Here is a 13,220-nt window from a genome sequence, read left to right as displayed (position 1 = left end):
GGCGGCAAGGGTGCCGGCGGGATTTTCTCCGGGTTGGCAGGCGGATGCCGGCCAGCCCGGATTTTGTTTTTCAGCAGCCTGCAAAGCCTGTTTTGTCGGAGCATAATGTAGAGAACACGTTGACGGGGGGGCCGGCGCGCCAGGTTTTAAGGTTACATCAATCTTAAGAAGGAATGGATATGGCAACTCGATTTGACAAGTTCACCATTAAGGCCCAGGAAGCCTTACAGAACACGCAGGACGTCGCGGGCCGTTTCGGCAACCAGCAACTGGAATCCGTCCATTTACTGCTGGCGCTGCTCGAACAGCCGGAAGGGATTGTGCCCGCAATTCTTGAGCGGCTGGGCGTGGCGCCCTCGGTCGTAAGCCAGGAAGTGGAGAAGGCGATCGAGCGCCTGCCCAAGGTGGGCGGGACGGCGGACCATTATCTTTCTCCGGCGCTCAAGGATGTGCTGGAGCAGGCGGCAAAAGAGACCGAGCAATTTAAGGATGAGTTTGTGTCCACCGAGCACCTGTTGCTGGCGCTGGCGAGGAAGAAGAGCGACGCGGCGGGCGCAATCCTTAATCGCCTGGGCGTAACGCATGACGCCATATTGAAGGCGCTGGTGGCCATTCGCGGTTCGCAGCGCGTTACGGACCAGAACCCTGAAGCGAAATACCAGGCGCTGGAACGCTATGCGCGCGACCTGACGGACCTGGCCCGGCGCGGCAAGCTCGATCCGGTCATTGGCCGCGACGATGAAATCCGCCGCGTGATTCAGGTGCTTTCGCGTCGCACCAAGAACAACCCGGTGCTGATCGGCGAGCCTGGCGTGGGCAAAACGGCCATTGTGGAAGGCATTGCGCAGCGCATCGTAGCGGGCGACGTGCCTGAGTCCTTGAAGTCAAAGCGTATTGTGGCGCTCGATCTGGGCGCATTGGTAGCCGGGTCAAAATATCGCGGCGAATTCGAAGACCGCCTCAAGGCTGTGCTGAAGGAGATCGAAGAGTCCAGCGGGCAAGTCATTCTTTTCATCGACGAGCTTCACACCCTGGTGGGCGCGGGCGCGGCCGAGGGCGCGATTGACGCTTCCAACATGCTGAAGCCGGCGCTGGCGCGCGGAGAATTGCGTTGCATCGGCGCCACCACGCTGAACGAATACAAGAAGCATATCGAAAAAGACGCTGCGCTCGAGCGGCGCTTCCAGCCGGTGCTGGTGGGCCAGCCGAGTGTGGAAGACACCATCGCCATCCTGCGCGGCCTGAAGGAACGCTATGAAGTTCATCACGGCGTGCGAATCAAGGACTCGGCGATCGTCGCTGCCGCGGTGCTTTCGAACCGCTACATTACCGACCGTTTTCTGCCGGATAAGGCCATCGACCTGATTGACGAAGCGGCTTCCAGCCTGCGAATTGAAATCGACTCGATGCCGTCGGAGATCGACCAGATCGAACGGCGCATCACGCAACTGGAAATTGAAAAGCAGGCGCTGAAGAAGGAAGATGATTCTGCTTCGCGCGAGCGCCTCGAGAAGCTGGAAGCAGAACTCGCGCACCTGCGCGAGGAGTCGGACCGTCTGAAGCTGCGCTGGAGGGCCGAGAAGGAAATCATCACCCGCATCCGCCAGTTGAAGTCGGAAATCGAGCAGGCCAAGGTGGAAGAGCAGCGCGCCACTCGCGAAGGCGATCTGAACAAAGCTGCCGAAATTCGCTACGGCCAGCTTGTGACGCTCCAAAAGCAGCTTGCCGCGACCAACGCCGAACTCGAAGGCAAGGAAAAAGGCGGGCGCATGCTGAAGGAAGAAGTGGACGAAGAGGACGTGGCCCGCGTGGTTTCCAAGTGGACGGGCATTCCTGTCTCGAAGATGCTGGAGGGCGAATTGGCCAAGCTGGTGAGCATGGAAGACCGCCTGCGGCTGCGCGTGGTGGGCCAGGAAGAAGCGCTGAACCTGGTGGCCAACGCCGTGCGCCGCAGCCGGGCGGGCCTTTCCGACCCGAACCGCCCCATCGGCAGTTTCATTTTCCTGGGGCCCACGGGCGTGGGCAAGACGGAACTGGCGCGGGCGCTGGCCGAGTTTCTGTTCGATGATGAGAAAGCCATGCTCCGCATCGACATGTCTGAGTACATGGAGAAGCACGCCGTAGCGCGGCTGATCGGCGCTCCGCCGGGTTACGTGGGTTACGAAGAAGGCGGCCAGCTCACCGAGCAGGTGCGGCGGCGTCCGTACTCGGTCCTTCTGTTTGACGAAATCGAGAAGGCGCACGCGGACGTGTTCAACATCTTCCTGCAGATTCTCGACGAGGGCCGGCTGACCGACGGCAAGGGCCGCACGGTGGACTTTAAGAACACGGTCATCATTATGACCAGCAACATCGGCAGCCATATGATCCACGAAGCGATGACCGGAGCGGGCGGCGAGACCGGCAAGCTCTCGGAAGATCTCAAACAGCGCATTCGGGCTTCGCTGCTGGATAATTTTCGACCGGAATTCCTGAACCGCGTGGATGAAGTTGTGATCTTTAATCCGCTCGGCAAGGAGCAGATCACCAAGATCATTGACCTGCAACTCAGCCATCTGCGCGGGTTGCTGGCAGACCGCAAGCTCACCATCGAACTCACGCCTGCGGCGCGCGAGTTGCTTTTTGAGCGCGGCTACGACCCACAGTTCGGAGCGCGGCCGCTCAAGCGCGCCATCCAGCGCCTCATCCAGGACCCGCTGGCGCTCAAAATCCTGGAGGGCCAAGTCAAGGCCGGCGAAGCCATCGAGGTGGGCGCCGACCCGAAAAAGGGCGAGATGACCTTTACACCCGCCAAGGCCAAAGCCGCGCGGAGATAGGGGCAACCATGTCTGAGCGTTTCTCTGACTTAATACCGGATAGAGGCTGGAGAACCCGCCCATTCGTTGCAGCTGATCTAAGCAGAGGCGCCAGGATCGAGAACAGTAAGTAGCTCGGACCGGGCGGCCTCGATCAATTGCTGGTCGGCGCAGACAAATATCGGGGAATCCGACCCGGCCGTTGCCTTAAGGGCCAAACAACCGGCCAATTGAATTGCGTCATAGGCGCGCAGTGCATACCGATCGATCATCTCCAATGCGCCATCGAGCACAACATCACTCACTGCCTGCCTCAGGAACCGGCTTTCCATATGCTGCTCAAATCGGTCCAGGATGAGCTTCGCCGCCTTCGAATCAATGTCCCCGGCGCGTTCCCGCCGTCTGATTGCGGAACGCGTTTCGACCACAGACAGAGCCAGTACCGCAAGACGGTTCTCCGATACATCTGATGCAATCCGCAGCAGCCGCTCGGTGCCCGGCTCCAGCACGTACAGCTTGACCAGCGCGCTTGTCTCCAGATAGTAAAGCGCCAATTTAACGCCTGTCGCGTAGAACAGTCTGGGACAAGTTCTCGCCGCGAATAGGTAACGGCTGGAAATCAGACACTATGCTCTCAGCGCTCCCGAGAATTGACTTCACTTCCGGCATAAGGCGATTCAGCCGTATCGCCGTGACGGGGAATTGCGGAGACTTCGGGTTTTCTACTCTGTTCGTAAGGATCAACCGCTTGTCGATGGCTTCGCGCAGGGTCATCTGCCTTGCAGAATAGTCACCGGCCCATGCGAACCCTTCATCCAGCAAAGCCGTATCACGGAACCACTTCAGAGAGACGAACTTGTATCCAGGCCGGGATTCGGCGTGATCGAGTGTGCGAATTAGGTCGGAAAGAGGATCCGTCGGGAACGGGCGGGATTGCTCGGCACGCACGATTGAAGGCGCAGATGTCCCCCGCTTGACGTGCTCGGCCGTTCGCTGAAAGCGAATCTGAATGGAATCCGTATCAGGGGACCAATTTTTCTCGAATGCCGCGCTCCGCCTTTTGTCTCGTTTCCTGCCATGAAGGCGGACCTCACAGTGATAGCCATCTGGCATTAAATCCAACTCTGCTAACGCATTAGAAACCTTCTCCGCAACCTGCTCTTCGATGTCCTTAACGATTTTCATGTAGATCTCCTAATTTCTATAAATTTAGTTTAGGCGGTGTGTGGCCGCTCTACTATACTCACCAGCTATATATATATTATAAGTGGCATCGCTGTCAAGGGAAATCTACGGGTGAATATGCTCAGGTCCGAGGCCGCCCTTGCTAGATCTCCCGGCCAGCTCCCGCTCATTAGATTTTCCGATCGACCTCGGGCGGATGCATTCCTCTCCTGCAATTGCTGCGGTTCCAGCTTGCGAGCACGTTCCGTGGCTGGAGGGAAAGCTCGCCCTGCGGCGTCTGCGATCTCGCAGAGAGCGATGCTCCTGCCAACCGGGTTACGCAGTTTCGCTGGCCAGGCGGGGTTGCACACGCGCATAGGTCATGATGGCGGATTTGAGGTCGAGAAGCTGGGCGCGGCTCATTTCCCTTTTGGGAAGAAAGACAAAATTCTGGTTTGCTGCTTCGAAGATGATAATGCCGGCGGCCTCGTAGATGTCCGAGCACTCACCCCAGGAGTGGTGAACGTTATAGCTCTCGCTTTGCAGGCTGACTCCGTGCTGGTCAACCCTGGCATTGACGGCGTCGTGCCACAGGGGCGTCTGCTGAAAATGCCGATGCCAGCGCCATCGCGTCCTTAGGGCACTGAAGCCAAACAGGAGCAGAGCCAGCGCGACGCCCAGCATGCCTCTCAGCCCCGATGCGGGTCTGAAGACTACGATGGCGGCCGAAAGCGCCGCGACGACCACCGGAAACCAGTATGCTCGCAAGTGTTCCCAGGGATGGCGCCTCAGCCAGATCTTCTGCGCGGAAACGTAATCGGCCTCGCTCCAGTGAAATTGTGCTGTCATACTTCCCCCTTGTTTACCCCCTCGTTAGGGAATTATAAGATGAGTTAATAGATGTGACAAGCGGGTTCGCTGGCGCGGCCCTTGGCCGTCTTTGCCGGTCAAATTGAACTCCACCCATCGTGGGAGTGAACTAAAAGTCGCCTACAATATATGGATTTTTATCGTTGGGGCGACCCAATATATTGTGCTACAATCGCGCCGGAGGTCTTAATGAGGGTTACAGGCTGGATCAAGCCGTACTCACTGCCGCACCCAGGTATCCGATTCAACAATCGGACGTTCACGGAACCCGCGCCGTTTGCTCTGGCCATTCCGCCCGTCTCCTCCGGTATTTACGCGGTGCTGGCGCCGGATGCTTCATGCCGGCCACAGCCATTCCGTGCGATCTATTTTGGCGAGTCCAGCAACTTCCACCAGCGCGTCACAGCGACCCACGAGCACCTGGACGAATGGGCCAGAGAAGCAGGCGGAGCCGCCAGGACCTACGTGGCATTCTGCCCCACGCCCCTCCTCAATGCTGCGCAGCGCCGCTGGATTGAGAGCGACCTGATCGCCCGCTACCGACCGGTCTGTAATGTTAGAAATAATCGGCCGCCTTTTTTTTACCAGCCTCTGCTGGGCGTCGCCAGGTAAGCAGGCCGCATCAACCCAGGGGAGCCTATTTCCGGTCCTCGCCAAGGGCAAACCTCTGTTTTCGCGCGCGTGCCCCGTCATTTTCCCGAGGTGTTCCGTTATAGGTCTGTTGGGAAATTGTGCCCAGTCCCTGCCATGGACTGCGCGAACTTGATTTTGGCCTCTTTCATTCACGCCGCTTTCCTTGCGCCTCCGCGCCTTGGCGTGAGGGTGTTTTCATTCTCCCGGCAGCAAGCTCAGGCGAAGCCACCAAGGCGCAAAATCGGGAGGACCCATCTGCGTTAACGGAACGGCTCAAAGGCAAGCACGCTAGCCCTGCCGGGCGCCAATTGGGTTGATGCGCCGAATTTCTTGGTACGATGTGTTTTCAACAACATGGCCCGCTTCGTTTTTAGGTTCGTTCCGGTTTGTTTTTCTGCTGCTACGTATTTTCAACAACTTCTCCGCTTTGTTTTCCGGTTCGTTCCGGTTTGTTTTTGGATGCCGATCTTTTGTTTTCAGCAGCTTCTCCGGTTTGTTTTTCAAAAAACATCTTTTTACTGTCCCATTTGTCCCCAATAAGTCAGCTATCTAGCCTTCCGCCTCCGGCTTGGCGCGGCGTACACGGTCAGGATTCCCGCTGCTGCTCCGTCAACGGAATCCAGGTCAGAAGAAGCGCCCTTCAGAAGCGAAACCGCCATCGAGCCTCGCAGCCACTAGATGCCATCAAGGTATAAGCGCCACGCTCGGCTTGCCCGTTGCGGCTTTTGCTCTTTTGAGATAAGCCCCGCAGGCCGCAAGGGCCTGCGCTACGGGCCGCCGCCCGCCTCCTGCACATACAGAAAAGGCTACCATGCTAGCCAACAAAAGTCAAGCAAAATTATCGGCGAAAACCGACGACGATGCTCCAGCGGCTGAAGCCGCCTGGCTGGAGGGCCACTGATCAATGTCGGAGCTGAACCTCCGACCCTCTAAGGAAGAGTCGTGCCCACGCGCGTGGCTGACCAGGGCAATAGGCGGACGGCGGAAGGCGGAAAGCAGAGTCAGGGCGGTGCGTGGCAGCGCCAGGGGATCCTGTGGCTGGGATTCGCTTCCCGGCCGGGTGCCCAACGTGCAAATAGAACTTTTTGGGGATAGTGCAGGAACCAAAGTCAGATTGTCCGATGTTTATCTCGGCGTGACAATAGGTCATAGGCGACGAGTGCCAGTGCGTTGCCTGGTGGAGGGGAAAGTGCTAATGTCCGTTCTGGTGCTGGTGATGGCCAGCGCCCTGCTCCTGTTCTACGTTCAGACCATCTGCGAAAAAGCTCTGCGCCGGGAGTTCAGCCAGGCCTACTTCAAACCAATTGTCGAGGCCTTCCGCCTGGAATACCCGCAGCTTTGGGATTCCGTTTCCTCGCGCAGCCCGCTCGATTACGCGCAGACGCGTTTCGCGCTCAAGTGCGATTTCATCACCCTGCGGTATCTGCTGAGGAATGGTGGTCCCTCGCGGCGAGGTCTTGCCCGCACCCAAAGGCTTTTGGAGCTTTATTTCCATCTTTTGCTGTACAGTCTGACCATCCGCCAGGCCCTCAACCTCAGCCAGCGAGAGGGCGTGTTGAGGCTGGCCTCGGTCCTCCAGTATTTTGCGAATTCACTGGGAGAGCGGGTGAACGTCACTTCGCTCTCCACCGCTCAGGCCAATATTGAAGGCTGAACCGATTCGAGCTCGAAAGGCGTTCCCTATGGTTCCCGTATCGTTACACCGAAAAATCCTGGTCCTCAACGACGGGCCGTCCATCCACAACCTGCGCAGCCTGCTGGAAAATCTTGACCGCGAAGACGCTCTTAGCGGGAGTGGCAAGGTCCTGATGGCGATGCTGGATGAAAAGCGGTTTGATGCCGTGGTCCTTGACGCGCGGGGCTCGAACCGGAGGAGAGGGGAAGAGATGCGTGGCATCGGCGAGATCCGGGCCGGGAGGGTAGGGAAGCTGCTGGTTGTCGGGGTAGAGGTCAACGGACCGAAAAGCCTTGACCTGCTCGAACGATACATCCTGAAGGGCCTCCCGGGAGCGCTCCTCTGGCTGATCAGCCATCGTTACGAAGCGCCCCAGCCGCGGCGCTTGTCGTAGCTCAAAGTTTCGGTCTTCATCGCAAGCTTTTCCTGATCTCCGGCGGTCATTCCTGACAGCGGGAGAGAAACTAGTGTAGTGCGTTGTAATTCCGATTACCTATCGCCAAGCGGTCTTGGGAGTGTGAAAGGTTGCACCTGCCTTTCGCCGGCCGTTCGCCTTGTGGAAAGGCCGGAAATTGGGGCGCAGCCGAACGGGTTGCACGCAAAGCGGCGGCAAGCGGCCGCACTCCATAGCCCTGCAAGTATTGGTACCAAAGTTACATTGCCTCGCAAGGGGCGGACACTTAGAATGACCTCCGATGCAGCAGGGGGAGGGGGATTTGGAACGCAGAGCGAAGCGCGACGAAATCGGACAGAGGTGGTTCAAGGATGTCCGGCGCGTGGCCTGCGGGCAAATCACTGCATCGAGATTGCCGGCCTCGATCGATGCGAGGCTGGCGGGGCTAGATGGAGCGCCGGTCCGCCTGCGCGGGCCGGCTTTCAACCCAGGTCAATCCGGTTGTGAAAGGAATTAGGTTTATGTGTTCCGTACCGCTGCACCGCGAGGTCCTGGTGCTGACCGACGATGTTTCGATCCGAAACCTTTTTTACCTGATGAGAAACCTCGCCCTGGAGAATCCGCAGGACGGAGGGGGGCGTGCCGTGGCAGCCATCGCGGAGCGTGAGCAGTACGACGCCGTGATACTCGATATGCAGTGTCCAGGGGAGATGCCCAGGGGCGACGTTCACGGGGTTGGTAAAATCCAGTCCAGCATGACGGGAAGGATGCTGACGATTGTGGCAGAGGTGAATGGCCCCGAAACACCGCCCCTGGTTGAGAGATATCTCTTCAGCGGTCTTCCCGGATGCCATCTCGGGCTTGCCGGCTACCGATATGCATCAGTGCGCGAAACGCAGCCCTGCTAGTTCAGTGCGTCGCAGCTCTGCGCTTCGGCCCAGCGCACGTGGCACCGTTGCCCTGGCGTGATCGGGAACGCGCAGGACGTCTGGGCCAGTCCGGCGCGTTGTGAAGGTCTTTGAGCGGCACGATACCCGCCGCCGCTCTCAAACCACACCCGCTCTTCATCCTTCCATCCTCAATTTCCAGTCCCGCACAGGTCCCTGCCAGTCAAACAACACCACGTTATAAGAAGGCCGCGGTCCTGACCAAATTCATTTGACAGTTAATGACGACGTGTGACAAAGTGCAAATATTCCCGGAGGAGCCAGGTGTCTTTGACTTTCACACTCCCGTGAGTGCGTCTGTGACTGCCCTCGGCCCCTCCGGCCAGATCCTTTATTTCATCCCTGCGCGAAGGCGGCATTAGAGGCCCTCCCCCAGGAGCCCCGGAACGGCGCAAGAACAGGAGCCAGAAGCCAGAAGTCCGAAATCGGTGGCGCGAATAATAAGTGCAAAGGGTGGAGGCTGAACGCAGAACAATATCCGCATAGATCGTTCCCAGCGCGGATGCGCGACCCGCTTCTGACTCCTGACTTCTGGCTCCCATCGGCGGCGCGCGTTGTGATGCTTCCTCAGGGCCCAACCACCGGAACCTCAATATGCGTGGGGTAGCGGCTGGTGTGGTAGACGCGCTCTATGGCCTTCTTGAAATCGGCCGCCGTAGCCTTGAAGATATTCGGCGCCCAGGTCTGAGGGTTGCGGTCAATCACCGGAAACCAGGTGCTCTGGACCTGCACCATGATGCGGTGGCCTTTCAGAAACCGGTGGTTGTTGGTGTGGAGATCGATGGTAATGGGCGTCACCTGGTTGGGCGTCATCGGCTCCGGGTGGACGAAGCTGTTGCGGAAGCGGGCGCGAAACACGTCGTTGGCGATCATCAGTTGATAGCCGTTCAGTTTGGGGTCTTTCGGATAGTCTTCCGGATAAACATCGATCAGCTTGGCGATGTAGTCGCTGTCCGCGCCCGTGGTGGAGACGAAGAGGTGAGCAACAATGTCTCCGGCGACAGAAACGTCTTCCGTAAGAGGCTTGCTCTCCCAGGTGAGCGTGTCAGGACGAAAGCTGGCAAAGCGCTGGTCCTGCAATAGCCACGTACACCAGTCGCCGCAAGGGTAGGTGGGGTCCATGGGACGGGCGCGATAGGGGACGGGGTTTGCGGGATCGGAGATGTAACTATCGAAGCCGGGGTCCTCGTCCGCGGCGCCCGGCGGGTCGAATGACAACTCCCTGCCGGCATGGACGTAGAGTTTGCGGTCCGTGACGTTTTGCGCGGGCGGCCAGTGGTCATAGGCCTGCCACTGGTTTGACCCGGTCTGGAAAGTCAACGCTTCCTTGAAAGGCAGAGGACCTTCGTCCTTCAGCCAGTGGGCGAACCATGCCGCCTCGACCTTCTCGCGAAAGTACTGGCTTGTGTCGCTGTCGAAATTAAGTGGGCCCAGAGTTCGGCCGGGACCGTGCGACCACCCGCCATGGTTCCAGGGACCCGCAACCAGGTAGTTCAGATGGTTGGTGTCGCGCTTCTCGAGCGCCTCGTAAATAGTGACAGCGCCGTAGAAATCTTCCTGGTCCCACCAGCCGGTCACGTTCAGATTGGGGACCGTCAGGTTCAGCTTTGCCACGTAGGGCGTCACGGCCTGCTTCTGCCAGAACGCGTCGTAGTTGGGGTGCGCGACATAGTCGTTCCAGGTGGGAATCGAGTCGTGCAGGTACTTGGGGTTGGCATTCGAAAGCGGACCGAGGTCGAGCAGGTACCATTCGTAAACGTCGTGGCGGTCAAAGTTGAAGTGGAAGTTGGTCTTCCCGGTCTCCATCATGACGGCATAGAAAAATCCATAGCTCAACCGGAAGGCCCCGTTGTGGTGGAAGTCGTCGCCCAGGAACATGTCGGCGGGTGAAGCCTGTTCAGAGACGGCCTTGAGCGCCGGGTGCGGGTCAATCAGCGCCATGGTAGTGAGCCATCCGCCGTAAGAGACGCCCAGAATGCCTACGCGGCCACTGTTGTTGGAAACGTGCTTGAGCAGCCAGTCGATGGTGTCATAGGTGTCCGTGCTTTCGTCGATGGCCTTGGGGTCGCTGTGATCGCGCGGCGGGCGCATCATCACGAATTTCCCTTCGGACTTGTACCGCCCGCGAATGTCTTGGAACACAAAAATGTACCCGTCGCGAATAAGCTCCTTGTATCCCTCGAGTTTTCGGCTGTAACCCTGATCGTCGTCGCTCAGGCCGTACGGCGTGCGTTCAAAAATAAACGGCAGGGGGGCCGTTGCGTTCCTCGGCACGTAGATTTCCGTGTGCAGGCGAACGCCGTCGCGCATGGGAATCATCACGTCCATTCTGGTGAACATCTGATGGACATCGGGCGCGTCCTCGGCGGCTCGGGCCAGGACCAAAGACAGGGCACAAGTAACTAAGATCGCGGCAAAGAGCAGAGCAGACGCAGTCCGAAATGATTTCGCAGGCATCAGGCATCCTCCATCGAATTGTCACTGCGGCAAGGGCAAGCCTGCCCGGTCGTGCATCAGCAAACTTTACGATATAGTTATGGGACCGCGTGCGGAGGCGATCGCCGGATGGGATGCGCAGGTACTAATCTGGAGCAGATTATCCCCTGGGGCCGTTCGCTCGATGAATACATCCGCATGTTCGACCTCGCGGAAGGCGACCTTTCTTCACGGATCCTTGATTGCGGTGGCGGACCGGCAAGCTTCAACGCCGAGATGCATGGACGCGGCCGCAAGGTCGTGTCCTGTGACCCGATCTATGAATTCTCCCGCGAAGAAATTTCCGGCCGCATCGACGCAACGTATGAAACGGTAATGAAGAAGACGTTGGAAGCCGCCGAGAATTTTGTGTGGCGAGAGATAAAATCGCCCGAACACCTTGGCCGGACCCGCATGGATGCGATGAAGATGTTTCTCGCCGACCTTTCCGTCGGCGTCGCCGAGGGCCGGTATCGTGCTGCTCAGCTCCCTTCGCTTCCTTTCCGTGACGCCGAATTCGATCTGGCGCTGTGTTCCCATTTGCTCTTCACCTACTCGCACCTGCTCTCGTTGGAATTTCACTTCGATTCAATTCGCGAGCTTTGTCGCGTCGCCCGCGAAACCCGCATTTTCCCACTGCTCCCCAACTTTAGCAACTCGCAGTCTGCGCATGTTGCGCCGCTCATCAAGCTGCTGCGGGCTGAAGGCTACACCTGTGAAATCCGGCGCGTTCCCTATGAATTCCAAAAAGGTGGCAATGAAATGCTCCGCGTCTGCCCGCCCCTCCCACCGGGAAACCGCGAATAACCCCCGGCCCTGGCCGTCGCCTCCCGCTCAAAAGACCTGTTGGCGTCCGCACCGAAGCACATGGCAAATTAAATTTCGCCAGAAGTGAACGCTTGTGAAGCGCATGGCATCCAAGCGGAAGATGTTAGGATTAAACGAAGGGGGCTCTGCTCTGACCCGTTGGGTAGAGAAGAGGGACGGCCACGGAGTGTCCATTGTGAATTTGAGGATGAACGAGCCCATCAGGAAGCCCCTGGCCCGTCCCAGCATGAGATTGCTCTCTGCCGCCCGTGTTCTCACCTGGCTTACCTTGTGGGTTTTCATTTGCGGATTTCCAGCGGGGGCAATGTCCCAGCAGGCCGTAGCCCCTCCCGAAGCACAAACGTCGCTGCCGCTAACTCCTCAGACATCAGCATCAACTCCCTCACAGCCCCCGGGAGTCTTAACGGGGAGCATCACCGGGACCGTGGCCGACCAGATTGGACACGGCATCGCTGGCGCTCAGGTGAAGCTTATGCTCCTCGATCGGTCCCTGACCCGCCAGGCGACTTGCGACGACAACGGAGGATTCGCGTTTACCGGACTCAGCTCCGGGCGTTTCGAGCTCGCGATCACCGCTCCGGGGTTCACCTCGCAGACGGTATCCGGGACCCTGCAGCCGGGAGAAGCTTATACCGCGCCGCCGATTGTACTGGGCTTGCCCCCTGTTGTGACTCAAGTGACAGTCACGCCGCCACCGGCCGAAGTGGCGAAATATCAGTTGGAAATCGAAGAGAAGCAGCGTGTGCTTGCCGTCTTTCCCAACTTCTACGTCTCATACTTTAAGGACTCTGCTCCTCTAAGCCCCAGACAAAAATTCCGGCTGGCGGCAAAGTCCATTCTCGATCCGGTCAACCTTGGAGTGACTGCGGCCGTCGCGGGAGTTCAGCAGGACCTGAACACCTACAGCGGCTTCGGGCAGGGAACGGCAGGGTATGCCAAACGCTTCGGCGCCGCCTATGCCGACAGTGCCATTGGCACGATGATCGGAAGCGCCGCGCTGCCTTCGCTCCTGAAGCAGGACCCGCGTTACTTTTACAAGGGCACTGGAAGCTGGCAATCGAGATTTGTGTATGCGGTCACCCGGGCGGTTATCTGGAAAGGCGATAACGGACGCTGGCAGCCTGCGTACTCGTCTTTCATTGGAAACCTGGCCGCGGGCGGTATCGCAAATCTCTACTACCCGGCGCAAAATCGCAGTGGTGTGACGCTGCTCGTCAGGAATACTCTGATCGGGATTGGCTCGGATGCCGTCATCAACGTTATTCAGGAATTTATCATTCCCAAATTGGCGCCGCCCGTTTCGGCATCCCAACCCGCCGGAAACTGATCCTTTCTTTCTGCTGGGCGCAGCCGGCCATCTCCCGCCGTCTTACCAGACCACTGCGGCGCCGGCGGCGCGGAAACTGTTCACTCGCGCCCCGTTTAATCGCCCACTCTTA

General features: G+C 58.6%; 12 protein-coding genes. 7 read left to right on the top strand and 5 right to left on the bottom strand.

Annotated elements, in window-relative coordinates:
* Positions 1 to 179: 179 nt before the first annotated feature.
* Positions 180 to 2,816: an ATP-dependent chaperone ClpB gene (gene clpB, locus VFQ24_13055; GenBank protein ID HET9179279.1), complete on the top strand. Its 2,637-nt coding sequence runs from the start codon at positions 180 to 182 to the stop codon at positions 2,814 to 2,816.
* A gap of 77 nt (positions 2,817 to 2,893) precedes the next feature.
* On the opposite strand, the gene VFQ24_13050 is transcribed toward clpB, so the two are convergent.
* The 3 genes from VFQ24_13050 to VFQ24_13040 form a co-directional block, all read right to left on the bottom strand.
* On the bottom strand, positions 2,894 to 3,349 hold the full coding sequence (locus VFQ24_13050; GenBank protein HET9179278.1) for a type II toxin-antitoxin system VapC family toxin: 456 nt from the start codon (positions 3,347 to 3,349) through the stop codon (positions 2,894 to 2,896).
* A gap of 1 nt (position 3,350) precedes the next feature.
* Positions 3,351 to 3,980: a hypothetical protein gene (locus tag VFQ24_13045; GenBank protein HET9179277.1), complete on the bottom strand. Its 630-nt coding sequence runs from the start codon at positions 3,978 to 3,980 to the stop codon at positions 3,351 to 3,353.
* 315 nt (positions 3,981 to 4,295) lie between these two features.
* Entirely contained in the window at positions 4,296 to 4,808 is a 513-nt protein-coding gene (locus tag VFQ24_13040) for a hypothetical protein (protein ID HET9179276.1), read from the bottom strand.
* 210 nt (positions 4,809 to 5,018) lie between these two features.
* Between VFQ24_13040 and VFQ24_13035 the strand changes: the two genes are divergently transcribed.
* Positions 5,019 to 5,441 carry a hypothetical protein gene (locus tag VFQ24_13035; GenBank protein HET9179275.1) on the top strand — a complete coding sequence of 141 codons (423 nt, stop codon included), beginning with the start codon at positions 5,019 to 5,021 and terminating at the stop codon, positions 5,439 to 5,441.
* A gap of 309 nt (positions 5,442 to 5,750) precedes the next feature.
* Here the strand turns inward: VFQ24_13035 and VFQ24_13030 are convergent, their stop codons facing one another.
* Positions 5,751 to 5,966 carry a hypothetical protein gene (locus VFQ24_13030; protein ID HET9179274.1) on the bottom strand — a complete coding sequence of 72 codons (216 nt, stop codon included), beginning with the start codon at positions 5,964 to 5,966 and terminating at the stop codon, positions 5,751 to 5,753.
* 685 nt (positions 5,967 to 6,651) lie between these two features.
* Here VFQ24_13030 and VFQ24_13025 point away from each other — a divergent pair.
* The 3 genes from VFQ24_13025 (at position 6,652) to VFQ24_13015 (ending at position 8,439) form a co-directional block, all read left to right on the top strand.
* A complete protein-coding gene (locus VFQ24_13025; GenBank protein HET9179273.1) occupies positions 6,652 to 7,116 on the top strand; it encodes a hypothetical protein in 465 nt (154 codons plus the stop codon).
* Positions 7,117 to 7,144: 28 nt separating this feature from the next.
* Positions 7,145 to 7,531 carry a hypothetical protein gene (locus VFQ24_13020; protein HET9179272.1) on the top strand — a complete coding sequence of 129 codons (387 nt, stop codon included), beginning with the start codon at positions 7,145 to 7,147 and terminating at the stop codon, positions 7,529 to 7,531.
* 521 nt (positions 7,532 to 8,052) lie between these two features.
* Positions 8,053 to 8,439 carry a hypothetical protein gene (locus VFQ24_13015; protein ID HET9179271.1) on the top strand — a complete coding sequence of 129 codons (387 nt, stop codon included), beginning with the start codon at positions 8,053 to 8,055 and terminating at the stop codon, positions 8,437 to 8,439.
* A 606-nt stretch (positions 8,440 to 9,045) separates the two neighbouring features.
* Here VFQ24_13015 and VFQ24_13010 read toward each other — a convergent pair.
* Positions 9,046 to 10,935 (bottom strand): CocE/NonD family hydrolase, encoded by a 1,890-nt coding sequence (locus VFQ24_13010; GenBank protein ID HET9179270.1) that lies wholly within the window; start codon positions 10,933 to 10,935, stop codon positions 9,046 to 9,048.
* Positions 10,936 to 11,043: 108 nt separating this feature from the next.
* Here VFQ24_13010 and VFQ24_13005 point away from each other — a divergent pair, with 108 nt between their 5' ends.
* The gene (locus VFQ24_13005; GenBank protein HET9179269.1) at positions 11,044 to 11,760 is read left to right on the top strand and encodes an SAM-dependent methyltransferase; all 717 of its coding nucleotides are present in this window, start codon (positions 11,044 to 11,046) and stop codon (positions 11,758 to 11,760) included.
* Between the two features lie 196 nt (positions 11,761 to 11,956).
* A complete protein-coding gene (locus VFQ24_13000) occupies positions 11,957 to 13,108 on the top strand; it encodes a carboxypeptidase-like regulatory domain-containing protein (protein HET9179268.1) in 1,152 nt (383 codons plus the stop codon).
* Positions 13,109 to 13,220: the final 112 nt, after the last annotated feature.

The organism is Terriglobia bacterium (genome assembly GCA_035712365.1).
Taxonomy (GTDB): Bacteria; Acidobacteriota; Terriglobia; order UBA7540; family UBA7540; genus SCRD01.
The sequence above is the reverse complement of the archived record's forward strand: the minus strand, read 5'-3'. Positions and strand labels throughout refer to the sequence as shown.